Below are 23,625 nucleotides of genomic sequence, written 5' to 3' on the forward strand. Positions count from 1 at the left end.
TGCCTGCACCCGTCCAGGACCCCCTCGGGGCCCCGGTCTTCATCACCACCGCGGCCACCGAGGGGGCACACGCGTTCACCGAGAAGCGCCCGCCGGCCTGGCACGGCCAGGAGTTCCGTTCGGTCAAGTCGACTCGCGTCCGGACAGGTCAAGTGCCGTGCGAGCGTGGCGCATTGCTTCCTCGGCACTCAGTACGGCGCCGCGCTCGTACGCCTCCGTGAACGCGGAAGTGCCCAGGGCTGTCCGGGCCGCAGCGGTGATGCGGTCGACGTCACCGCGTTCCGCGGGCGGCAGCGGGGCTCCGGCCCGGGAGCGGGCGGCTGCCGCCGCGCCCAGGAGTTCGGCCGCGCAGGTGGCGGTGGGGTCCTGTCCGGGCAGGGTCGCCGCACCGGCGAGACCCTCCAGGGAGAGTGCCAGGGCGCGGGGTTCGGCGAGGAGGCGGGCGATCTCCAGCCCTTCCAGGTGGTGCGTCGCCGCCCCCTTCGCGTCACCGCGGAGCTCGGCGACGAAACCGAGTTCGGCGAGGAGCAGGTGGTCACCTGCCTGGGACGACACGTCGGCGTAGCCGTCGCGGATCTGCAGGAGGTGCGTCTCGGCCTCGTCGAGGTCACCGGAGCGGCGTGCGCCGAGGGCGAGGCCCATCACGGAGTGGATCTCACCGTACTTGTAGCCCTGCTCGGCGGCGATCCGACGTGCCTGTTCATGCAGGTCGCGAGCACGGTCCCAGTCGCGGGCGAGCAACGCGAGGCGCCCGAGCCCGGAGAGCCGCGCGGACACCTCCGCCTCCAGGCCCAACTCCCGTGCCATCCGGAGCCCTTCGTGCTGACGGCGTTCCGCGTCCGCGTACGCGCCCTTGATCTCGGCGAGTGCGGCGAGCGGGGACACGGTCTGCAACTCTCCCCAACGGTCGCCCAGTTCGCGAAAGAGCTGGGCGCTTCGCAGACCGTCACGGCCGAGTCCGGTGAGGTCGCCGCAGATCAGCGCGAGGGTCGCGCGCAGGCCGAGCGCGGCAGCGGTGACCCACTGGTCCCCGGCGGCGGTGGCCAGGGTGAGGGCACGGGTGTTCAGCTCGTTGCCTTCGGCCGTTTCACCCGCGCTGAACAGCCCGTACGCGCAGAGCCACAGCGCGCGGGCGCGCCGGACGGGGTCGGGGATCGCCTCCGCACCGGTGTCGAGGCCGCTCGTGGTGTCGAGGCCGTCTTCCGTGGCCGTGCAACTTCTCGCCGAGAGAGCGGCGACTGCTGTGAGGTCTCCGGTGAGCAAGGCGAACGCGGTGTGCAGCAGGGCGAGTTCGGCGGGTACGGAGGAGCCGGACGGGGTGGCCAGCGCCGAACCGAGGTTGCGGCGGGCCTCGTTGAGTCGGCCACGCAGCAGCCACCACCAGGCCAGAGCGGTGGTCAGCCGGACCGCTTCCTGTGGTTCCCCGGCGAGCGCGCGGCGCAGCGCTTCGTCGAGTGCCGTACGGAGGTTGCCGGCCTCGGCGTCCAGCCGGGCCAGCCAGGACCGCTGCGCGTCGCCTCGCAGGTGCGGCTCGGCGTGTTCGGCGAGGGCCCGGTAGTGGCGCAGGTGACGGTCCCGTACGGCGGTGAAGTCCTCCATCTCGTGGAGCTGTTCGGTCGCGTACGCGGCGACGGACTCCAGCAGGCGGTAGCGGGGGCCGGTGGGTCCCTCCACCACGACGACCAGGGACCGGTCGACCAGCCGGGTGAGGAGGTCGAGCACCTCGTCGCGGGTGACGCCGTCACCCGCGCAGACCGCTTCGGCGGCGTCGAGGTCGCAGCCGTCGGTGTGCGCGCCGAGGCGTCGCAGAACGATGCGTTCGGGCGCGCTGAGCAGTTCCCAGCTCCAGTCGATGACCGCCCGCAGGGTCTGCTGGCGGGCCGGCGCCCCGCGCTGTCCGAAGGTCAGCACCCGGAAGCGGTCGTTGAGCCGGGCGGCCAGCCCCTTCACTCCGAGGGCCCGTACGCGGGTGGCGGCGAGTTCCAGGGCGAGCGGGATGCCGTCGAGGCGGCCGCAGATCTCGGCGACGGCCTGCTGCTCGGTCTCGTCAGGTGCTTGCGGGTCGCGCGGGAATCCGGGGGTCGCTGCGGCCGCGCGTTCCATGAACATGCGGACGGCGTCGGCGGGCGGCAGGGTCTCGACGAGGAACACCGCCTCGCCCGCAAGGCCCAGCGGCTGCTGCCCGGTGGCCAGGACGCGCAGGCCGGGAGCGGTGCGCAGGAGCAGCTCGGTGAGTTCGGCGGCCGCGTCGACGACGTGCTCGCAGTTGTCCAGGACGAGCAGGGTGCGCCGGTCGCGCAGGGCGGCGGCGAGCCGGTGCGGCAGGGAAGCGGCCGAGGCACCGGTGCCCGGCAGTGAGTGAGGGGTGTCGTCCCGGATGCCGAGGGTGGCGGCGATCACCTGGGCCAGGTCCGCCGCCGTGCCGGTGCGGATGCCGGAGAACTCCACGAGCCATACTCCGTCGGCCGGTTCACCGGCCTCGGCGCTCTCGTGCTCGGCCTTGGCCGCTGCCACGGCCAGCCGGGTCTTGCCGACGCCGCCCGGCCCGGTGAGGGTCACCAGCCGCAGCTCCGCCAGGAGTTGGGACAGCCGGGCGAGAGCCTGGTGACGGCCGACGAGAGGGGTGAGGGGGACGGGAAGATTCGACTGGGCGCCCGGTCCGGGAGTACGCGGGGCGGCGACGGTGCCCGTGCCGGAGGCCACGGCCGTGCTACGCGTCGCGCCGGCGCCCACCCCGGATGCGTGGCCCGGCGCCCTTCTCCGGGGCGTCCCCGCACTCAGCTCGGGGTCCTGCCGGAGCAACGCCCCGTGCAGCCCGGCCAGTTCGGGGCTCGGATCGACCCCCAACTCCTCCACGAGCCGGCACCTCAGGTCGTCGTACGACGCGAGAGCCTCGCTCTGCCGCCCCGCCGCGTACAGCGCCCTCATCTGGACGGCGCGCAGGCGCTCCCGAAGGGGGTGACGTGCCACGAGGTCGGCGAGCTCCCCGGCGAGAAGCGCGTGGTCCTGTGCCTCCAGACGCGCCTCCGCCTGATCCTCCAGCACGGACAGCCGCTGCTCCGCGAGGCGTTGTGAAGCCCCCTGCACGAACCCGTCGTCCGCGAAGTCCGCGTACGCCGGCCCCCGCCACAGGTTCAGCGCCTCGGTGAGCAGGGCGGCCCGGGCGCGCGGGTCCGGCACGGGGCGGGCGCCGGTCACCAGAGCACGGAACCGTACGGCGTCCACCTCGTCGTCGCCGTCGAGCCGCAGCGCGTAGCCCGGCGGCTGCCGCACCACCCGGTCGCGGCCGACGACCCGGCGCAGCTGGGAGATCTTGGCCTGAAGGGCGGCGCGGGGATTGCCCGGAGGCGTGTCGCCCCACAGGTCCTCGATGAGCCGGTCGGCGGACACCGGCCCTTCGTCGTTCGCGAGAAGGTCCGCCAGCAGCGCCCGGACCTTGGCCTCGGGGACCTTGACCTCCCGGCCCTCGCCGTCCCACACCACCAGTGGCCCGAGCACCCCAAACCGCATGGTCACCACCGTACATGTCCGGGGAACCGGCGCCCGCAGGCTCTCGACGGCACCGCCCGGGCGTCACCGCCCGCCACGCGGCGGTCAGCCCGAAGGTTTCCGGAAGGTTCCCCGAAGCGCCTGGGCGCAGAGTCGTCGTCGGGGAGGCACCACGCACCGGCGAGGAACGGGCACCCCCGGAGGGAGGCACTCATGACCAGGTACGCGGGCAGGAAAGCTCTCGTCGTCGGCGAGGTCACCGGCATCGGCCTGGCCATCGCGAAGCGTCTCGTGGAGGGCGGGGCCACTGTCCTGCTGACCGTCCGCACCGCACCCGAGCGCGCCCACGCGGTCGCCGAACTCGGCTCCGCCGCCCGCGTCGTCACCCCGTCCACCCTCGAAGCAGCCCTCGTCGCACCGGCAGGAACCGGGCCCGGGGCTGCCACAGAAGGCGGCCTCGATCTCCTGTTCTCCGACGTCGTGGCCACCGCGCGGCCCCTGCTGCCCCATCTCGGGGTCGGCAGCGCGATCGTGCTCACCGCCCCGACCCCCTGCCCCGACGTCGTACGGGCGCTCGCCACCGAACTCGTCGCCCGGGGCATCCGCGTCAACGCCGTGGCCCCGGGCTGTATCGAGGCACCGGGCGCCGGCGCCGTCCCCCTTCCTCCGCTGGGCCGTCTCGGTGCCGCCGAGGAGGTGGCCCGCGCCGCGCTCTTCCTGGCCACTGAGGCGACGTTCTCCACGGGGGTGCGGCTGCCTGTCGACGGCGGCCTCACCTTCCCGTGAAGCGGCCGCCGTCCCGTACGTGCGCCCTACTGCGTCCATCACCGTCCCCATGCCCCTCGACGTCCCACACCCCCTCCCGGAACACCTGGAGCACATCCCATGAGCACCGCACCCGACACGGCGCCCGTCGCCGCGGCATCGGACCCGAAGAACGAAGGCGAGGAACAGCGGAAGCTTCCGCTGTTCGCCCTGTTGGCCCTCGCCACGGCCGTCTTCATCACCAGCCTGACCGAGACCCTCCCCGCCGGTCTGCTGCCCGCGATGAGCCAGGACCTCCATGTGAGCGAGTCCGCGACCGGCCAGACCGTCACCGTCTACGCGATCGGCACCGCCCTGACCGCGCTCCCGCTCACCGCGGCCACGGCGGGCTGGCGGCGCAAGAAGCTGCTGCTCACCGCCGTGGGAGGCTTCGCCCTCGCCAACACGGTGACCGCCGTGTCGTCCGTCTACGAACTGACGATGGCGGCGCGGTTCGTCGCCGGCGTCGCGGCCGGTCTCGCCTGGGCCCTGCTCGCCGGTTACGCGCGGCGCATGGCCCCCGCCCACCTCCAGGGCAAGGCGATGGCCGTCGCGATGGCGGGCATCCCCGTCGCGCTCGCCCTCGGTGTGCCCGCCGGTACGTTCCTCGGCGACTGGCTCGGCTGGCGCGTGGCGTTCCTCGCGATGACGGCGCTCTCGCTGCTGCTTCTGGCATGGATCACCGCGGCCGTCCCGGACTTCCCCGGACAGGAGCGCGGTGAGCGGCCCAGGATGCTGCCCACCCTGCGTATCCCGGGAGTGACTCCGGTCCTCTTCGTCACCCTCGTCTTCGTCCTCGCCCACACCATCCTGTACGCGTACATTGCCACCTACCTCGACAATCTGGGCCTGGGCGGCAGCACCGGCCTGGTGCTCCTCGTCTTCGGTGCCGCGTCGCTCGCGAGCATCTGGATCGTCGGCGCCCAGATCAACCGACGGCTCCGCGGACTCACCATCGGCGGCGCCCTGCTGGTCGCCCTCGCCGCCGCGCTCCTGGCGGTCCTCTCCGACACCACCGCCCTCGTCTTCGTCGCCGCGGTGCTGTGGGGTCTGGGCTGGGGTGGAGTGCCCACGCTGCTCCAGACCGCCGTCGGTGACGCGGGCGGCGAGTCGGCCGACTCGGCCCAGGCCATGCTCGTCACGCTGTGGAACGTGGCGATGGCGGGCGGAGGCATCGTCGGAGGCATCCTGCTCGACGTGGTCGGCAGTGAGTCCTTCCCCTGGACGGTCCTGCTGCTCCTGCTGCCGGTGATCGCGGTCGTCCTGTATGCCCGTCAGGCGGGCTTCCCCGCCCGACGGCCCGTCGCTCCTGCGGAGGCGACGGTGACGGACCCGGCGGCCTGACGCGCAGAGGCGCTGAGGCGCGACGACCGGCCGTCGGAGGCCGTCAGCACTCCGGCGGCGGAAGTCGCCCCGTGGTCGCCCGCGCCCGGCGGGTCGTCGCACCCTGCCGGTCGCGGGGCGCGGTCGCCGAAAGCCGCGTCTGCTCACGGCACTTGAGGCAAGTTCATGACTTGTTAATATTTCACCTGACATGTCCGTCGCTCCGCTTCGCCCCTGGTGGAGCCTGTTTCCCGGCCCGCGCGTGTCACTCGCGCGGAGTCCCACGGGTGGCGTTTACGCAGGTCAGCCCGCGACCTCGCAAAGTAGACGGCGGACCCGGGTAAACCCTGGCCGGAACGGTACTTTCACCTCGTACGTATGTGCCATGCATCCACTCGGGTGTGGGCGGTGATCCGGTATCGAGGGGGCGTGGCGTCGGATGTCGTCGAGTGAGATACGCGCGGGGGCGCCGGGCGACGGCGCACGCATGCGGAGGTTCATGGACGAGGTCTTCGGGGTGAACCAGCGCCCCGAGCAACGGCGTTGGGCCCAGGCGTATCTGTGGGCCCTGATCCACGTGTCCGGCAAGAAGACACTGCGGCGCATCGCACGGGCCAGCCCCATACCTACGGCTGCGGCGCGGGGCCTGCACCAGTTCGTCAACGCCAGTCCGTGGAACTGGGTTCCGGTGCGCCGACGGCTCGCCCGACTGGTAGCCACGCGGACGACTCCGCACGCCTGGACCGTCGCCGAACTCGTCATCCCCAAGCGGGGCGAGCACTCGGCGGGCGTGCACCGACGTGTCGACGCAACGACCGGACGCACCGTCAACTGCCAGAGGGCACTGGGCCTGTTCCTCACCTCGGGCACCCAGTCCTACCCGGTGGACTGGAGTCTCGTGCTCGGGGGAGCGTGGGACTCGGACCGCGAGCGCAGGCGCCGTGCGCGCATCCCGGGTGCCGAGGTGGGACGCACCGCCGCCGATCACGTGGTCCGGTACGCCACCGAGATGGCCGATCAGCCGCAACTCCCGCGCCTGCCGTGGGTGCTGGACCTCACCCGGTGCGACGACGTGGCCGGGGTCCTCGCGGGTCTCGCCCGGCTGCGGGCCGACGTCGTGTGCGAGGTCTCCCCGGACCAGCAGGTGATCACAGGACGGCACGCCTCCGTAGTGACCACGGTGAGCGCGCTCATGGAGGTGCGGCACGGCCGCCAGACGCACGTGCTCCTGCGGCAGACCCCCGACGGTCCCGTCAGGGCCGTGCCGGTCCACACCCACGCGGACACGGTGGGGCTGCCCGCGCCCGGAGGCGCCGACGAGGCCGGCTCCCGTCGGTACCGCACCCTGGAACGGCCCGACCCGGAAGGCCGGCACCCCGCCCGGTACTGGCTCACGACACTCACGGACCGCCGGGTGGAGGAGAACTTCCGTCTGGCCCGGAGCCACTCCGCAGCTCTCTCCGCCGTCACCACGCTCGCGCAGCGGTTCGGCGCCCTCGACTTCGAGGGTCGCTCCTTCCCCGGCTGGCACCATCACATGACCATGGCCTCGGCCGCCTACGTCTACCAGCGCCTGTCCGCCACCCACGGCGGACAGGCCGTACCACCCGACCCGCCCCGCGCACCCGCCGGCGCACTCGCCGGAGCCTCGAACTGACGTGAAGCCGAGGAACAGGGGTGGGCACATGCGACAAGTACTCGTGGTGGAGCAGAACGCCGAGAACGCCGCGACCATGGTGAGCGATCTCCGGCGCCAGGGATTCACGGCTCGCAGCGTCGGCACCGGAGAGCGGGCCCTGCGTGCGTCCGGTGACGCCGATCTGCTGCTGTTCTCCCTGGAGTTGCCCGACATCGACGGACTGGAATTGTGCAGAGAACTGCGGAACAGCGGTGAGACCGCGCTCATAGCCGTCACCGATGCCGACGACGCACTGGGCCGTGTTCTCGCCCTGAACGCGGGCGCGGACGACTGCGTGGTGAAAAGCTGGGGATTCCGCGAGATCGGAGCCCGCATCGAGGCGGTGCTGCGCCGTTCCCAGCCCCGGCAGGTACTTCCCGACGCCATCTCCCTTCGCCATCTGCATATCGATCCCCGCCTGCGTGAAGTGCGTCTGCACAACCGGCTCGTCGGGGTCACGTCGAAGGAATTCGAGCTGCTCTACACCTTGGCCGCCACCCCCGAAACGGTTGTGACGCGAAAGGAGCTCATGGCCCAGGTCTGGGGAAGCAACTGGGGCCACAGCAGCCGTACGATCGACACGCACGTGAGCAGCCTCCGGGCGAAACTCGGCTCCAGCGGCTGGATCATCACGGTCCGGGGTGTGGGCTACCGCATGGGGTACGCATGGCGCATGGCCGAGACGTCCGCCGGGTGAGAGCCGGTCGAGCCGGGGCCCGGGGACGCGTGGTCGCGTTCCCGGGCCCTCCCGTCACGCCGTGCGGACCGACGTGCGCTCCAGCCTTCGCAGCAACGGGTGGTGTGCCTCTTCGGTGATTCCCGCCGCTCGCCGCGCCCACCAGGCCGACGCGAGGTTCGAGGAGAGCAGGGTGCGCCCCGGGTCGTGTCGGGCCAGCTCGTCGAGCGCGGCGAGGGTGCCCATGCCCGTGCCCGTGAACAACAGGGCGGTTTCTGCGGGCAGTTCCCCCTCCCGTATGTGCGTCAGGAGCGTCCTGGTGGTGACCTCGTACGGGTCGTAGTGCGCACCGCCGTCCGCACCCGCACCCGCAGGAACGAGCACCACCCCGTCGACCGTGAGACCGGCTCGCTCCCAGAAGGCGCGCGAGGTGTCGGTGAGCCATGGCCGGTAGGGGGAGACGAGCGTCAGACGGGTCACCCCGAGCGCCTCGCAGACCGCGAGGATCGCCTGCGTCGACGATCGCACGGGGGAGCCGGCGCGTCGGGACAGCTCGTCGCAGAAGTCCCGGTCACCCTCGGGGTCCAGCAGGTAGTGCGACGCGCTGCACGCCACCACGGTGGCGTCCAGCCGCAGTGCGCCGAAGCTGCCGAGCAGGGCGGGCAGAACCTCGTTGTACGTCTCCAGCATGGCTCTGAGCCCGGCTCCCGGCGTCACCGGGAACCTGGAGGTGTACACGTTCATCGCGGTGCCGAGCAGATGGTTGAACTCGGGTTCCGCCGTGGGGTTTTCCGGTGGAACGACGACCCCCAGCCGGGGCAGCGAGAAGAGATCCATGACCGCACGCTAGGACGCGAGTGCCGTGAACGGCCCTCGCTTCACCGATATTTGGCAGGCAGCCCACACCCGCCCAGGAGTCCCTATCCTTCTTGAGATTCCTTGACACTTCACCACACAGGTCTGACACGGACGATATTGCTCTTTCGGGCCCGGCGGCGAAGGATGTTGATCGGCGATCAGGCCGGTCCCCCCGAATTCCGATTCACAGACCCTTTCGCGAATGCAGACCCTTCGGGAACAAGGAGTGAAGGAAATGGCAGAAGCAGTGAGCCTCGAGAATCTGGAGAGGCCGCCCCGCATATCCGACGCGACGCTGCGGGACTCCGCCCACATGGCGGGTGTCGAGTTCGGCCCCGATGACGCCGCCGCCATCGCGGACCTGCTGGTGCGTACGGGCGTCGAGCTCGTCGAGGTGGGCATGGTCTCCGGGCCGGACTCCAAGGACGCCGATCTCGTCCTCGCCACCCACGAGGCCGTCGGCCCCGAGCGCAGCATGACGCTCCTTGTCGTACGTGACCGCCGTCAGGTCGCGCGGGCTCTCGATGAGGCCGAGCGCCTGGGCGTACGCCACATCATGTACTCCATCCCCACCTCCAAGGAGCACGCACGGCTGAAGCTCGACTCGACCAGTCCCAAGTTCCTCCAGACCCTGGCGCGTTCGGCGATCACCCAGGCCAAGGAGCGCGGCTTCCACGTCACGTTCAGCGGCGAGGACGGCGCCCGCACCCCCAAGGAGCGCCTCGTCCCCTACGTCGAGGCGGGGTTCGCGGCGGGGGCCGACCGGTTCCGGCTCGCCGAGACCGTCGCCCATCTGTCCCCCTGGCAGATGGAAGGTGTGATCGCGGACATCGTCGCGATCGACGGATCCGAGATCGAGATCCACTCCCACAACATGCTGGGCATGGCCGTCGCCAACTCCCTCGCCGCGGTCCGGGCCGGCGCCCGGTGGATCTCAGCCACCGTCGGCGGCATCGGTGAGCGTGGGGGCAACGCCCCGCTGGCCGAGCTGCTCACCTCGCTGCGCGTGATCCACGGCGACACCCGCTTCGATCTGAGCCATCTCACCGAACTGTCGAGGATCGCCCTCGGCGGAGCCGGCCTGGGGGACGCCTTCCAGTCCGGGCCGACCACCCCGCACGCCTTCGCCTACGAACTCCCCGGGCAGCTGAACCACCCCGAGGCGTACGAGACGCTGCCCGCCGAACTCGTGGGCAACAGGCGCGAGTTGCGGGTACGTAGTCGCCTCACCTCCGCTCTGGTCGCCTGGGCGCTGACCGACTCGGGCCTGGAGGTCGACATCGACGCCTTCACCCCGTGGCTGGCCCAGCGGCAGGAGCGCGACGGGCGCCCGACGCTCGACCGGGACGCGATCCGCAAGGCCGCGATCGACTTCCGCCCCGCGCACGCCTGAACTCCGCCCGCACGCAGGATCACGCCGCACGTCCGAGCATCCCGCACGCAGGAACACCGCACGCAGGAACACCGCACCCGTATGTCCCGTCCACCCAAACGGAGTTGACCGATGTCCACCGCCACCCTGACCGGCGTATGCCCCGAGTGCGAGACCGACCTGACCGTGCCCCCGGTCACCAAGGGCGAGACCCTCTCCTGCCCCGAGTGCATCCTGACTCTCCGCGTCGAGGCCGTCGAGGACGGTCGTCTGACGCTGGAGATGATCGAGGTACAGCTCCGCGACTGGGGCCAGTGACATGGGCAGTGAGCGCGCTGTCGCGGTCGTCGCCGATCGGATCGCCTGGGAGGAACGCCTGCTGATCGAGGCGGCCCCGGCCTTCGGACTCCGTCTGGACTGGATCAACGACGAATCCCTCTCCCTCGGCCACCCGGACGCCCCGGCCGTCAAGGGCTACGAAACCCTCCTGATCCGCAGCCGCAGCTACACCCGCGGCGGACTGATAGCCACCCTCGCCGAGGCGGCCGGCGTCCCCACCCTGAACACGGCCAGGGCCATCCACGCCTGCGAGAACAAGGCCGCCCTGCGCGCCCTGCTGCACACGGCGGGCGTGCCGGTGCCGGACCACCGGCTCGTGCTCTCCCGCAAGGACTTCGACAAGGCGCTCGGCGAACTGCCGCCGCCCCTCGTCCTCAAGCCCGTCTTCGGAGGCATGGGCAAGCGGGTCACGCTCATCCGCCATGCCGACACCGCCCACTCGGTCTACGACTACATCGAGGACCTGGCGCACGCCTTCGAGCAGGCCAGTGTGGTGGAGCCGTACCTGGGCGGCCGTTCGGTGCGCTGCTTCGTCGTCGGGCGGGAACTGATCGGCGCCGCGGAGTTCGAGAGTGGCGGGAGCGACTGGCGCAACAACGCCGCTCTCGGCAACAAGAACCGCGCGGTCGCCCACGACCCCGACGTACTCAAGATCATCGACGGAGTGGTCGACGTCCTCGGACCCGGCATCTACGGGGTCGACCTCTTCAGCACCCCCGACGGCTACGTCGTCAACGAGGTCAACCACGCGCCCGGCTTCCGGGCGGTGGCCTCCGCCACCGGTGCGGACATCCCCTCGGCCGTCGGCCGTTACGTGCAGGAGCTGCTCGCATGATCCGTGCAGGAGTCGTCGGTGCCTCCGGGCTCGCCGGCGGCGAACTCATCCGACTCATCACCCAGCACCCTGACCTGGAACTGACCTTCCTCGGCGGCGCCTCCAGCATCGGCAGGCGCCCCTCCGAGCTCCACCCCGGACTGCGCATCCACCAGGGACTGACCGTCGAGCCCGTCACGGAGGAGGTCGCGGACAAGGTCGACGTCCTCTTCCTGGCCACCCCGGCGCCGGTCTCGGCCGAGCTGGCCTCCCTCTACGCCGACCGGATCCCGGCCGTCGTCGACCTCAGCGGTGCCTTTCGCATCCGTACGCCGCACCTGCACGACCGCTGGTACCCGAAGGTCGCACGACGCACCGACCTGGCCGACCGCTTCGTCTACGGCGTACCCGAGCTGGTCGGCGACCAGTTGAAGGACGCCGCGCTCATCTCGCTGCCCGGCTGCTACGCCACCGCGATCACCCTGGGACTGGCGCCGCTCACGCTCGGCCTCGGCCTGGACCTCAAGACGGTCGTGGTGGACGGCAAGAGCGGCTCCAGCGGCGGCGGGCTCCAACTGCGCACCTCCGACCTGCACCCGTTCCGGGCCGGGGCCATCGCCCCGTACTCGCCGACCGGGCACCGGCACGCCGCCGAGGTCGCCGACTTCCTGGAGCGGAGCAAGCCCGGCGCCGTCGGCAACCTGTCCATGTCGGCGTACGGCGTCTCCAATGTGCGCGGTCTGCTGACCTCCTCGTACGTCTTCACCGACGACAAGGTGGACCAGCGCGAGCTGTCGCGGGCGTATCTGCGCTTCTACAAGGGACGCCCGTTCGTGCGCGTGCGACGGCACGACGAGACGCTGATCCCGGTGCCCGACCCCCAGGTCGTCCTCGGGTCCAACTTCGCCGACGTGACGGTCCTGCACGACGAGGAAGGCAGCCGGATCGTCGTGCTCGCCGCGCTCGACAACCTCGTCAAGGGCGCCGCCGGACAGGCGGTGCAGGCTGTGAACCTGCGGTTCGGCCTGCCGGAGGAGACAGGACTGACGCAGCAGCCGGTGATGCCGGCATGAGCGCACAGCACCTTGCCCCTACGGTCGTGAAGCTCGGCGGCAGCTGCCTGGACGACCTCGACGGCAGCTGGTGGGACGACCTGGCCCGCCTCGGCCGGGACCGCCCCCTGGTCCTCGTGCACGGTTGGTCCAAGCCGCTCAAGCGTCTCAGCGCGCGCTACAGCGAACCGTCGGCGATCCTGCGCGACCGCTACGGCAACCAGAGCCGCTGGACCACGCCCGAGGTCATCGACGACATCAAGGCCGTCAGCGCCGAACTGGCCGCGGACGTCCTGGGGCGGCTCGAGGACCGCGGCATCACCGCGGAACGGCTGCTCGGCAGCGACGGTCTGGTCAGCGCCGGCGAGGGCGAGCGCTGGTGGTGGCGGGAGAAGCAACTCGTCGAGCTGGAGAACTTCGTCGGCCCGATCACCGGTGTCGACGTGACCCCGCTGAAGAGCCTCAGGCCCGGCCACGCCCACCTCGTCACCCCGCTCGCACGGAACGCGGCCGGCCAGGAGGTCAACACCGACGCCGACCGGGCCGCCGCCGCCATCGCCGGGGCCACCGGTGCCACCGACCTGGTCCTCGTCACCGACGTCGGCCACCTCCTGATCGACGGCGAACCGGTGAGGCTCATCAGCGGCCCGGCCGCGGCCGCCTTCCGCGACAAGGGAGCGAAGGGCGGCATGCGCAAGAAGCTGCGAGCCGCGGGGGAGGCCCTGGACCACGGAGTGGAACGGGTCGTCATCGGCAGCGCCGCCGTCACCGAGCTACTGGACGGCCGAGTCGGCACGGTCATCACCGACGAGCGGCCCTCCACCCACACATCAGGAGCGAGCGCATGACGCGGCCCCGTGTACTGGTCGTCAACAACGGAACCCTGTCCCTCAAGCAACTCCGGTCCCGGTTCGAGGCGTTGGGGTCCGACACCGACGCATCCGACGCCTTGTCCGTACCCGCTCGGGTGGACGGCCGCTACCAGGCGATCGTGCTGAGCGGCACCAAGGTACGCGCGTACGACACCGAGTACTACAAGCCACTGATCGACCTCGTCGCCGCCACGGACGTGCCGGTCCTCGGCATCTGCGGCGGTATGCAGATCCTCTCCGTCGCGGCCGGCGGCCGCCTGGAGGAAGGACCGCAGCGGGTCGGCGGTTACGAGGCACAGGTCGACACGCAGGAACCGCTCTTCATCTACGTGAAGCCGACGGTCACCGTCTTCCACCGGCACACCCTCTACCTCCAGGAAGCCCCGGCGGGCTATCGCACCATCGGCCGCTCAGAGCAGGCGCCCGTCGAGTTCCTCCGCTCCGACGACGGCCGGGTCTTCGGCTCCCAGGCCCATCTGGAGTTCCGCAAGGACGGCCTGGAGATCCTGCGCGGCTTCGCGCAGCTCTACCGGTGACCCCCACCCCGCCCGATTCCCCTCACCTCTCAGTTCCTGAGATCCCTCACACACCAGACGCAAGGAATTCGCCATGAGTGCTCTGGAAGAGCCGCAGGACCCCGCCCTCACCGTCCACCTCAACGGCAGCGGCGGCGTCATCAAGGGCTGGGTGGTCGTCGACACGCTCGTCGACGGCCTGGCCATGGGCGGCACCCGCATGACCACGGGGGTGACCGAGGAGGAGGTCGCCGGCCTGGCCCGCGACATGACCGAGAAGTTCACCCTGGCAGGACTGCGCATCGGCGGGGCCAAGGCCGGAATCGTCTCCGACGGCACCGACCGCGAGGAGACGTTCCGCACCTTCGGCCGCACGGTGAAGCCGCTCCTGCACGGCGGCATCCACCTCGGCATCGACATGGGCGTCACCCCCGCCGACCGCGCCGTCTTCTTCGCCGAGGCGAACTACGACCCCCGCTACCGCCTCGGCGCCCCCGACATGCCGATCGACTGGCGTACGTACTACGAGCCCCTGATCGACGCCACCGGCCACGGGGTCGGCGTCGCCGCGATCACCGCTCTGGAGGCGAGCGGCCGTACCGAGCCCGCCCGGGTCGTGGTGCAGGGCTTCGGCGCGGTGGGCCGGGCGGTGGCGCGGTTCCTCGAGGACCGTGGGCACGTCGTGGTCGGCATCGCGGACGTCCAAGGCACGATCAGCGCCGACCGGCTCCCGGTCGCCGAACTCGTCGCCGTCACCGACCAGTTCGGCCGCATCGACCGCACCCGTCTCCCGGAGGGCGTCCAGCTCTCCGGCGAGCCCGACGCCTGGCTGGACGTCGACGCGGACATCCTGATCCTCGCGGCGCAGAAGTACGCGCTCACCGCCGAGAACACCCACCGCCTGCGGGCCGGCCTGGTGGTGGAGGGCGCCAACCTGGCCTCCAGCGCGGCCGCGAAGGAGAAGGTGGCCGCCTCAGGGGCGGCGCTGGTCCCCGGAGTGATCGCCAACATCGGGGGCGCCGCCTCAGCGGCCCTCGCCGTCACCCGGGTCGTCCCCTTCGACCTGCCCGCCGAGGCGCGCAAGGCGTGGGTCTTCGACTGGGTCGGTGACCGGGTACGGCAGAACACCCGCGACCTGCTGGAGATTGCCGCCGCCCGCGCCGGCAACCCGCTGCCCGAGTTGCTGGCCGCCCGCAGGAAGGACCGCTGATGAGCACGACCGCCACGGCGCGTGCAGGGACGACGGCGGGGGAGCGGTCCACCCCTGTGGCCGCGGTCGTCCCGGCGGAGCGCGCCGCCGAGTACCGCCGCCGTGGCTGGTGGCGCGAGGAGACCTTCCTCGACGACCTCCACCGCCAGGCCGCCCTGCGTCCACGCCGGCTGGCCGTCGCGGGCCGGCGCGTCGCGGAGTCCCGCACCGACACCCTGGACTACGCCGAACTGAACCGGCTGACCGACCGGTTCGCCCTGGCCCTGCTCGAACTCGGCGTGCGACCCGGCGACTTCGTGGCCGTACAGCTCCCCAACCGATGGGAGATGGTGCCGCTGATCTTCGCTTCCATCCGCGTCGGCGCCGTCATCATCCCCATCTCGCCCATCTGCACGGAGGAAGAACTGCGCCACCGCCTCGGCCTCACCGGGGCCCGGGTGTGCGTCACCCTTCCCCGATGGGCGGGTACACCACTGGCGGAGATCGTCACCCGGCTCCAGGGTGAACTGCCCTCCCTCGAACACGTCTCGGTGGTCGACGGCCCGGTCCCCGAGGGCGCGCTCTCCTTCCACGAGCACTTCGTGGCAGAGGAACGGGAGGAGCGTGAGGACGCCGCCGCCCGCCTGGACGGCTTGGCCCTCGGCGCAGACGACCCGTTCGTAGTGCTGTTCACCTCCGGCACCACGGGCCTGTCCAAGGGCGTCCTGCACAGCCCGAACACGGTCCACTCGGCCGTACGCGGTTACGTCGACGCGTTCGGGGCGGGCGACGACTGGGTCGCGGCGGTGTCCACACCTCTGGTCCACTACTCGGGGTTCGCGCAGGGCGTCCTCGCGGGCGTCATGCTGGGCGGCACGGTCGCCTTCCAGGACGTACGCCGCAACGAGGCACTGCTCGATCTGGTGGAGCGGTACGGGGCGGCCCTCCTGTACGGGCCGCCCGCCACCCTCGCCGACGTCGCCGCGTCCCAGCGGGCCGAGCGGCGTGACACGAGCACGCTGCGGCACGTGGTGATCGGCTCGGCCCCGGTCCTGCAGGAGTTGGCCGACGAGGTCCACGAGACGCTCGGAGCCCGCGCCCACTCCCTGTGGGGCATGTCCGAGAACGGTCCCGTGACCACCACCCGACCCGAGGACCCGGCGGGCTGGGCAGCGCGGAGCAACGGCAGCGCCATCGACGCCATGGAGACCCGCATCGAGACGTCCGCGGAGTTCGGAGGCGCGCAGGCCTCCGGCACGCCGGGCTCCGTGGGCCGGCTCAAGGTGCGGGGTGCGTCCCTCGCACTCGGCTACCACCGGCGTCCGGAGGCGTTCGCGGCCGAGCTCGGAGCGGACGGCTGGTTCGACACCGGGGACCTCGCCCGCGACGACGGCAGGGGCGGTATCCGCATCATCGGCCGGGCCCGCGACGCGGTCCTGCGGGACGGGCAAGTGGCGCCGATGACGGAGCTGGAGGCGGTGATCGGCAGCCACCCCCAGGCCGTCGAGGCCGCGCTGGTCGGCCTGGAGCCGCCGGCCGACCACACGGGAGCCGGGCCCGGGAACGTGATCGTCGCCGTCGTCGTCCCGCGAGACGGCCGGGGCCCGACACTCCAGGAGGTACGGGACCGGGTCGCGCAGGCGGGTCACGACCCCCGCTTCCTGCCGGACCGGCTGGAGCTGGTTCCCGCTCTCCCGAAGACGCTGACCGGCAAGGTCCGTAAGGCGGAGCTGCGCGAGCGGTACACCCTGCCGTCGGCGTCAGCGTCGGCGTCTGCCTCGTCATCCTCATCACCCGTGCTCTGAACGGCACTTCGCCCCCGTCAGCCGTTTCCCCCGATCGCTGGAGCTGTCATGCCCCACCCCGCACCGGTTCCCATGTCGGCGACCCTCGCCGCCGATGAGGCCCTGGCCCGACGCCGCCGGGCCGGGGAACGGGTCCTGTCGATGGCCAGCGGGGAGATCGGCCTGCCCGTCCTGCCCGCGCTCAGGGACCGGCTCGCCGCCGCCGCGGCCGAGAACGCGTACGGCTCGGTCGCCGGAAGTCACGCCCTGCGTAACGCCGTTGCGGGCTACTGGGAGCGGCGCGGCCTGGGCATCGAGCCGGGACTCGTCGTCGCGGGCCCCGGCAGCAAGTCCTTGCTGTTCGCGCTGCTCCTCGCCATCGGCGGAGACGTGATCGTCCCGGTTCCGAGCTGGGTCAGCTACACGGCGCAGGCCCGGCTGGCCGGGGCGCGGCCCATCCCCGTCCCGATCCTGCCGGGCGAGGGCGGTGTGCCCGACCCGGACCGACTGCGCGAGGCGGTCGCCGACGCCCGATCCGCCGGGCAGGACCCGCGAGCCGTGATCGTGACCACGCCGGACAACCCGACCGGCACGGTCGCCTCCGCCGACACCGTACGACGGCTGGCCGACGCGGCACGCGAACTGGACCTCGTCATCGTCTCCGACGAGATCTACCGCGATCTGGTGTACGACACCTCCGCGCCGGCCGTCTCCCCGGCCCTGTTCGCGCCGGAGCGGACGGTGGTCACCACCGGCCTGACCAAGAACCTGGCGCTCGGCGGCTGGCGCACGGGAGTGGCCCGGCTGCCCGACAGCGAACCGGGGCGCGCCCTGCACACCCGGCTCGTCGCGATCGCCAGCCAGATCTGGTCGAGCCCGCCCGCCCCGGTGCAGACGGCGGCCGCGTACGCGTTCGGGGAGCCGGCCGAGGTCGTCGAGCGCATCGCGGCGAGCAGACGGCTGCACGAGAAGGTCGTACGCGCGGTCGCCGCCCGTTTCACCGCCGCAGGAGCGGAGTTGGCCCCCGTCGCGGCGACCTGCTACCTGTACCCGGACTTCGAGCCCCTGCGGGAGCACCTCGCCCAGGCACACGGTGTGCGCGACGGAGACGCCCTGGCCGGCCTCCTCTCGGAGCGTCACGGGGTCGGAGTCCTGCCCGCGAGCGCCTTCGGGGAGCCCGCCAGCCCCCTGCGAATCCGGGCGGCGACAAGCCACTTCTACGGCGACACCCACGAGCGGCGCACGGCCGCGCTGGACGCCGCGGAACCACTCGACCTGCCCTGGATACGGGAGTCGGTCGACCGGGTCGGCGAGGTGCTCGCCGACCTCACGGGCGCGCAGGCGCCGGCGCTCCTCCCTCACCCCTGATCCACCTCAACTCACCTACACGCAAGAGGAGTCACCCGTGTCCCACCCTCATCTGCCCGTCCTCTTCGAGGTCTTGTACAAGGGCGCACGCCACGTTGGCTTCGGCCGCCCCGAGGACGGCGCCCAGCAGACCCTGTACCGAGTGGAGGTCGGCGATACGGCCGCCGCGTTCATCGCCACGGACGGTTCGGAGGAAGCCCTGCGGGCCACCCTCACCGAGGGTGCGGAGACCGTCACCGTCACTGCCGGGGACCCGGAGGTGCAGCTGCTGCCACCGCTGCTGCCGGCGGCCACGGGCAACGCCCTGCTGAGCGGCTTCATGGGCACCCACAAGAAGAAGTGGGGAGGCGAAACAGCCCCTGAGGACGGGGAGTTCACCCCGCCCAAGTGGTTCTTCAAGGGGTTCGGCGACTGGGTGCGCCTGCCGGGCGAGGCGCTGAACGTGCCCGCGCACCCGGTCGCCCTCATCGAGGAGCCCGAGGTCGCCCTGGTCTACGTGAACGACACCGACGGGACACCGCACTACGCGGGCTACACCTTCGGCAACGACCTGTGCGACATCGGCCTGCACCGGCAGGACCCGGGCTACAACCCGTACTGCAAGCTGTGCGACACCGCTCTGACCCCTTGGCTGTTCCTCGGTCCGCCGCCCCGCACGGTGACGGGGCGGGTCACCATCGTCCGGGACGGGTCGACCGCCTGGGAGGGACTCTTCGACTGCGGCGACGACGCCCTCTACTACCGGGTGCACGACATGGCCGACCACCTGTTCACGTTCCCGGCGGTGCGACGGCCCGGGCTGGTCAACTACGTCCTCCTGGGCGCGGACGAGGCGAGCTTCCACGACGGGTTCCGCATCGCCGACGGCGACCGCATCGCCATCGACGTGAAGAGCCACGGCGTGGCCTTCGAGAACCAGGTGCGGTACGTCTCCCCGACCCCGTCCACCACCCCGGCCGCAGCCCCGGCGCCCCTCGCCGCAGAGGCGCCGGAGCGTGTCACCACGGCATGAAAACCTCGTGAAGCGGGGCCGGTCGAGCTGTGCAGACGCCGACCGGCCCGTGCACGCTCTCAGAGCGACCACCCCGTCCCGCCGTCCGACCTCGCTGGAGGAGACCGAGCCGTGCCCGCCACCCGCAGGAAACAGGTGCACCTCGCAGCCCAGCTGCCCGGCATCCACAACGTCACCGTCTGGTCGGACCCGCGCTCCGAGAGCCAGATCTCCATCGACTCCTTCATCCGGCTCGCGCAGACCGTCGAACGCGGCAAGTTCGACTTCTTCTTCCTGGCCGAAGGCCTGCGGCTGCGCGAGCACAAAGGCCATGTCTACGACCTGGACATCGCGGGACGCCCGGAGAACCTGACCGTGCTCAGCGCCCTGGCCGCCGTCACCACGCATCTCGGCCTCGCCGCCACGGTCAACGCCACCTTCAACGAGCCGTACGAGGTGGCGCGCAGGTTCGCCACCCTGGACCGGCTCAGCGGCGGGCGGGCCGCGTGGAACGTGGTGACCAGCTACGACGCCTTCACCGGCGAGAACTTCCGCCGGGGCGGCTTCCTCCCGGAGACCGACCGCTACACCCGGGCCGCCGAATTCCTCGGCACGGCACGGCAGTTGTGGGACAGCTGGGCCGAGGACGACCTGCGAGCCGATGCGGCGACGGGGGAGTACGCCACCGCCGGGGCCGGCCGCTTCGACCACCGGGGCCGGCACTTCGACATATCCGGCCGGTTCACGACCCCGCCCGGGCCGCAGGGGCACCCCGTGATCATCCAGTCCGGGGAGTCCGACGCGGGCCGCGAGTTCGCCGCGTCCGACGCTGAGGTCATCTTCAGCAAACACAGCAAGATCGACGCGGCACGGGACTTCTACCGGGACGTGAAGCGCCGCCTCGCCAAGTACGGCCGTGGCCCCGACGATCTGCTGATCCTCCCCACCGCCAACGCGGTCGTCGCCGACACCGACGAGGAGGCAGCCGCCTACGCCGAGGAGATCAGCCGTGAACTGGTGAGCCCGCAGACCGCGATCGCCCACCTGGAGGCCGTCTGGGGCTGCGACCTGTCCGCGTACGACCCGGACGGACCGCTCCCCGACATCGAGCCGGAGGACGACGCCCACCTCCTCAAGGGGCACTCAGTGTTCCGCAAGGGCCGGGGAGAGACGGCCCGGCAATGGCGCAAGCTCGCCGAGGAGCGGAACCTGTCGATCCGGGACCTGGTCATCGAGGTCGGCGGCCGCCAGACCTTCGTCGGCAGCCCGCGTACGGTCGCCGACGCCATCGACCACTACGTCCAGACCGAGGGCGCCGACGGCTTCGTCCTCGTCCCCCACCTCACCCCCGGCGGCCTGGACGACTTCGTGGACCGGGTGGTGCCGCTGCTCCAGGAGAAGGGCGTCCACCGGGACGACTACACCGGCAGCACGCTCCGCGACCACCTGGGCCTGTCCGCCGCACCCCGCCCGGCCGGCTGGGGCGGACCGGCCCCGCGCGACGACAAGGAGACCTCCGCATGACGGGCACGACCACCCCCACCGACCCGACGGGCACCCCCGGCGCCCCGCTGCACCTCGCCGTCGCGCTCGACGGCGCCGGCTGGCACCCGGCTGCCTGGCGCGAGGAAGGTGCCCGGCCCGGCGAACTGCTCAGCGCCGCGTACTGGGCCGACCTCGTTGCGGAGGCCGAACGCGGCCTGCTCGACTTCGTCACCTTCGAGGACGCCCTGGGGCTCCAGTCCGCCGCGTTCCACCGGCCCGACGACCGTACCGACCAGGTCAGGGGCAGCGTGGACGCGGTGCTGCTCGCCGCCCACCTCGCCCCGCTCACGACCCACATCGGCCTCGTCCCGACCACGAACGTCACCCACACCGAGCCGTTCCACCTGGCCATCGGCATCGCCACGCTCGACCACGCAGCCAAGGGCCGTGCCGGCTGGCGCCCGCAGATCTCGTCGCGCGCCGCCGACGCCGCCCACTTCGGCCGCCGCACCACCCCCCGGCTCACCGACGAGGACGTGACCGACTCGGAGCTGATCGCCGCGCGGCTGCGCGAACTGTTCACGGAGGCCGCCGAGGTGGTGGAAGCGGCGCGACGGCTCTGGGACAGCTGGGAGGACGACGCGGAGATACGGGACGCCCCGACCGGCCGCTTCATCGACCGCGACAAGGTCCACCACATCGACTTCCAGGGCGCGAACTTCAGCGTGAAGGGCCCCTCGATCACCCCGCGCACCCCTCAGGGCCAGCCGTTGGTGGCGAGCCTCGCGCACGCCTCCACTCCGTACGAGTTCGCGGCGCTCAGCTCCGACGTCGTCCACGTCACCCCGCACGACAGGGCCGGCGTCGCGGCGATCCTCACCCAGGTCGACGAGGCGGTGCGCCGCACGGGCCGAGACGTGACGGAACGGCCGCTACGGACCTTCGCGGACCTGCTCGTCCTCCTGGACGACGAACCCGGCGCCGCCGCCCGCCGCAAAGCCCGCCTCGACGAGGTGGCCGGCACGGAACTCGCCTCCGACGCCGAGATCTTCACCGGCACCCCTGCCGAACTCGCCGACCTGCTCCTCGACTGGCGCTCAGCCGGCCTCGACGGCTTCCGCCTCCGCCCGGCCACCCTGCCCCACGACCTCACAGCGATCACCCGCGGCCTGGTCCCGGAACTGCAACACCGCGGCGCATTCCGCACGCAGTACGAATCCACCACCCTGCGCGGCCACTTGAACCTCCCCCGACCTGCGAGCCGCTACGCGACGGCGGGTTGAGAAGTCCCGGTGTGACCGAGGGAGCGTGATCCCGGGACGAGGACAGCACCGTGGGGTACTTCGCGTCCCGGTCCCGGATCAGGCAGGTGATGGTGGCGTCAGCGTCCGCCAGGTCCATGGCCAGGCTGCGGTGGGGTGGGCAGTGGTGCCGAGGATTCGGACGCGGCGGGTGACGTGTTCGCCGTGCACCCTGCGGTAGTCCGAGGCCGAGTTGTCTCGGACCAGGCGGACAGTCAGCGCGCGGATTGAGTGGACCGTGGGCGGTCGGCTCGGTCTCTTCGGCCGGCACACACGGGCATGGCGGCGCTTCGTCAGGGTCGTGGTGCCATCGCAGCACGGTGTCAGGTCGTACCAGTAGCCGTGACCGGCATAGGACCTGACGGGGCAGCGGCACTGGCAGCGCGGCAAACAACGCCCGGTCCTCCGGTGCGAGTCTGACCCGGTCCGACCGAGCCGCCGCTCAAGGACGGTGAGCTGGTGGCGCAGAGCGAGAATCTCCGCCAGCCGCCGGAGGCGATCGTCGACGGGCTGGCCTTGCTGTGCGCCGCATCCTCAGGGCGTGGGCTGCTGGTCCCGGCCTGGCCGATACCGGAGGAGGCGGCTGCGTTTCCAGCCGCCCCGGAGCCGGCCTCACGCCTGCTCAGTGTGGCTCCACCCACCCGTGTCGAATGGCGTAGCCGCCGAGCTGCATTCGGGTCCGGACACCGGCTATGTCCATGAGACGGCGTAGGCGCCGGTGCAGCGTCCGCGGTGACAGCCCGAGTTGTGCCGCGGCCGTCGGGTCGGTCAGGCCTGCCAGCAGTAGGGCGAGGATCCTCCGGTCGAGGTCGGTCGGGCCTTCCGCACCGAGTTCGACGGTGGTTTCGGCTTCTCCGCCGGAGCCTGACAGTTCGAGCGGGTGGGCGGTGCGCCACACCGTCTCGAACAGCGCGTCCAGAGCATCCAGCAGGCCGCTGCGGTGCAGCAGCACGGCACCGGGCTCTCCGGCCGGTGTGTCCGCGAGCGGGACAAGGCCGAGGTCGGCGTCGGCCAGCACGAGTTTCATCGGCAGCTGGTCGGCGACACGCAGTTGCACGCCGTTGCGCAGTGAATCGATCGCATCGGTGATGATGCCCGGCTCTGCCAGCACGGCCCGGTCCAGTACCGCCCGGAAGTGCACGCCGCGGCCGATGGCCACGGGTTCGGCCGTGTTCTCGTCGGGCGGCACAGCGAGGAACGGTGCGGTGATGAAGCTGCGGACCTGCGTGCACGCTGCCTGCTGCACCTGGAGGAAGCGATGTCGGATGGCGTCGACGCCCGTGACGACCTCGATCAGATCGTTGATGCTGCTCCCGGTCATCGCCGCCCGGTGTTCCTCGGCGAAGGTCACCAGCGCCTGCTCAGCCATCCGCAATCCGTCTCGGCGCTCGCTGATGAGGGCGCCGAGCGCCATGGCCGGCGGCGCGGCGGTGAACTGCTCATCCGCCGACCCGATCACCAGTCCCCACTCGACCAGACGGGACAAGGCCTTGTCGACGTCGGCCCGCGATACGACGAGCAGATCCGACAGCAGCATCGCGGTGGAGTCGGGCCGTCCGAGCAGCGCCCGGTAGACGCGCTCGTCATCGGGTTCGAGGCCCAGGACATCCAGCATCGGCGACCGACTCTCTTCCGCTTGCCGCAGCAGGGGGAGTATGCGACATGGCGGCTGACCCTGAATAGTCCCTGCTGGGGGCAGGTGTGACGGGAAAGGC

Annotated in this window: 19 protein-coding genes; 16 read left to right on the top strand and 3 right to left on the bottom strand. The window is 71.6% G+C overall.

All coding sequences use genetic code 11. The annotated features are described in order from the left end of the window. Positions 1-123: 123 nt before the first annotated feature. Positions 124-3,510, bottom strand: a complete 3,387-nt coding sequence (locus ACIPWY_RS37755; RefSeq protein WP_393705677.1) for a BTAD domain-containing putative transcriptional regulator — start codon at positions 3,508-3,510, stop codon at positions 124-126. A gap of 192 nt (positions 3,511-3,702) precedes the next feature. Here ACIPWY_RS37755 and ACIPWY_RS37760 point away from each other — a divergent pair, with 192 nt between their 5' ends. The 4 genes from ACIPWY_RS37760 (at position 3,703) to ACIPWY_RS37775 (ending at position 7,991) form a co-directional block, all read left to right on the top strand. Further along, complete coding sequence (locus tag ACIPWY_RS37760; protein WP_393705676.1) at positions 3,703-4,275, top strand: SDR family NAD(P)-dependent oxidoreductase; 573 nt, start codon at positions 3,703-3,705, stop codon at positions 4,273-4,275. 99 nt (positions 4,276-4,374) lie between these two features. After that, complete coding sequence (locus ACIPWY_RS37765; RefSeq protein ID WP_362909813.1) at positions 4,375-5,637, top strand: MFS transporter; 1,263 nt, start codon at positions 4,375-4,377, stop codon at positions 5,635-5,637. A 466-nt stretch (positions 5,638-6,103) separates the two neighbouring features. Further along, positions 6,104-7,273 carry a transposase gene (locus ACIPWY_RS37770; RefSeq protein WP_393705675.1) on the top strand — a complete coding sequence of 390 codons (1,170 nt, stop codon included), beginning with the start codon at positions 6,104-6,106 and terminating at the stop codon, positions 7,271-7,273. 28 nt (positions 7,274-7,301) lie between these two features. Continuing rightward, entirely contained in the window at positions 7,302-7,991 is a 690-nt protein-coding gene (locus ACIPWY_RS37775) for a response regulator transcription factor (RefSeq protein ID WP_362909879.1), read from the top strand. A 54-nt stretch (positions 7,992-8,045) separates the two neighbouring features. On the opposite strand, the gene ACIPWY_RS37780 is transcribed toward ACIPWY_RS37775, so the two are convergent. Continuing rightward, complete coding sequence (locus tag ACIPWY_RS37780; protein ID WP_362909809.1) at positions 8,046-8,807, bottom strand: arylmalonate decarboxylase; 762 nt, start codon at positions 8,805-8,807, stop codon at positions 8,046-8,048. A gap of 256 nt (positions 8,808-9,063) precedes the next feature. Here ACIPWY_RS37780 and ACIPWY_RS37785 point away from each other — a divergent pair, with 256 nt between their 5' ends. The 12 genes from ACIPWY_RS37785 (at position 9,064) to ACIPWY_RS37840 (ending at position 21,892) form a co-directional block, all read left to right on the top strand. Then, complete coding sequence (locus tag ACIPWY_RS37785) at positions 9,064-10,221, top strand: isopropylmalate synthase (protein ID WP_393705674.1); 1,158 nt, start codon at positions 9,064-9,066, stop codon at positions 10,219-10,221. A 111-nt stretch (positions 10,222-10,332) separates the two neighbouring features. Beyond that, a complete protein-coding gene (locus ACIPWY_RS37790) occupies positions 10,333-10,518 on the top strand; it encodes a lysine biosynthesis protein LysW (protein WP_081222306.1) in 186 nt (61 codons plus the stop codon). A 1-nt stretch (position 10,519) separates the two neighbouring features. After that, on the top strand, positions 10,520-11,374 hold the full coding sequence (locus tag ACIPWY_RS37795; RefSeq protein WP_362909805.1) for a RimK family alpha-L-glutamate ligase: 855 nt from the start codon (positions 10,520-10,522) through the stop codon (positions 11,372-11,374). Beyond that, complete coding sequence (argC, locus tag ACIPWY_RS37800) at positions 11,371-12,426, top strand: N-acetyl-gamma-glutamyl-phosphate reductase (RefSeq protein ID WP_393705673.1); 1,056 nt, start codon at positions 11,371-11,373, stop codon at positions 12,424-12,426. Before ACIPWY_RS37795 ends, argC begins: the two co-directional genes overlap by 4 nt. Continuing rightward, positions 12,423-13,253, top strand: a complete 831-nt coding sequence (locus tag ACIPWY_RS37805; protein WP_393705672.1) for an acetylglutamate kinase — start codon at positions 12,423-12,425, stop codon at positions 13,251-13,253. The genes argC and ACIPWY_RS37805 overlap by 4 nt, the downstream gene beginning before the upstream one ends. Beyond that, positions 13,250-13,813 carry a type 1 glutamine amidotransferase gene (locus ACIPWY_RS37810; protein WP_401536829.1) on the top strand — a complete coding sequence of 188 codons (564 nt, stop codon included), beginning with the start codon at positions 13,250-13,252 and terminating at the stop codon, positions 13,811-13,813. Before ACIPWY_RS37805 ends, ACIPWY_RS37810 begins: the two co-directional genes overlap by 4 nt. Before the next feature lie 73 nt (positions 13,814-13,886). Beyond that, positions 13,887-15,002: a Glu/Leu/Phe/Val dehydrogenase dimerization domain-containing protein gene (locus ACIPWY_RS37815; protein ID WP_362909797.1), complete on the top strand. Its 1,116-nt coding sequence runs from the start codon at positions 13,887-13,889 to the stop codon at positions 15,000-15,002. Further along, positions 15,002-16,786 carry an AMP-binding protein gene (locus tag ACIPWY_RS37820; RefSeq protein ID WP_393705670.1) on the top strand — a complete coding sequence of 595 codons (1,785 nt, stop codon included), beginning with the start codon at positions 15,002-15,004 and terminating at the stop codon, positions 16,784-16,786. The genes ACIPWY_RS37815 and ACIPWY_RS37820 overlap by 1 nt, the downstream gene beginning before the upstream one ends. Before the next feature lie 48 nt (positions 16,787-16,834). After that, on the top strand, positions 16,835-18,133 hold the full coding sequence (locus ACIPWY_RS37825) for a pyridoxal phosphate-dependent aminotransferase (RefSeq protein WP_393705669.1): 1,299 nt from the start codon (positions 16,835-16,837) through the stop codon (positions 18,131-18,133). Positions 18,134-18,170: 37 nt separating this feature from the next. Then, positions 18,171-19,145 carry a fumarylacetoacetate (FAA) hydrolase gene (locus ACIPWY_RS37830; RefSeq protein ID WP_393705668.1) on the top strand — a complete coding sequence of 325 codons (975 nt, stop codon included), beginning with the start codon at positions 18,171-18,173 and terminating at the stop codon, positions 19,143-19,145. Positions 19,146-19,256: 111 nt separating this feature from the next. Continuing rightward, positions 19,257-20,648, top strand: coding sequence for an NtaA/DmoA family FMN-dependent monooxygenase (locus ACIPWY_RS37835; protein WP_393705667.1), 1,392 nt, complete (start codon positions 19,257-19,259; stop codon positions 20,646-20,648). Next, positions 20,645-21,892, top strand: coding sequence for an LLM class flavin-dependent oxidoreductase (locus ACIPWY_RS37840; RefSeq protein WP_393705666.1), 1,248 nt, complete (start codon positions 20,645-20,647; stop codon positions 21,890-21,892). The genes ACIPWY_RS37835 and ACIPWY_RS37840 overlap by 4 nt, the downstream gene beginning before the upstream one ends. Before the next feature lie 640 nt (positions 21,893-22,532). Here ACIPWY_RS37840 and ACIPWY_RS37845 read toward each other — a convergent pair. After that, on the bottom strand, positions 22,533-23,525 hold the full coding sequence (locus ACIPWY_RS37845) for a helix-turn-helix domain-containing protein (RefSeq protein ID WP_393705665.1): 993 nt from the start codon (positions 23,523-23,525) through the stop codon (positions 22,533-22,535). Positions 23,526-23,625 lie beyond the last annotated feature (100 nt).

It is taken from the genome of Streptomyces sp. NPDC090032, from assembly GCF_044748025.1.
Classification (GTDB): Bacteria; Actinomycetota; Actinomycetes; order Streptomycetales; family Streptomycetaceae; genus Streptomyces.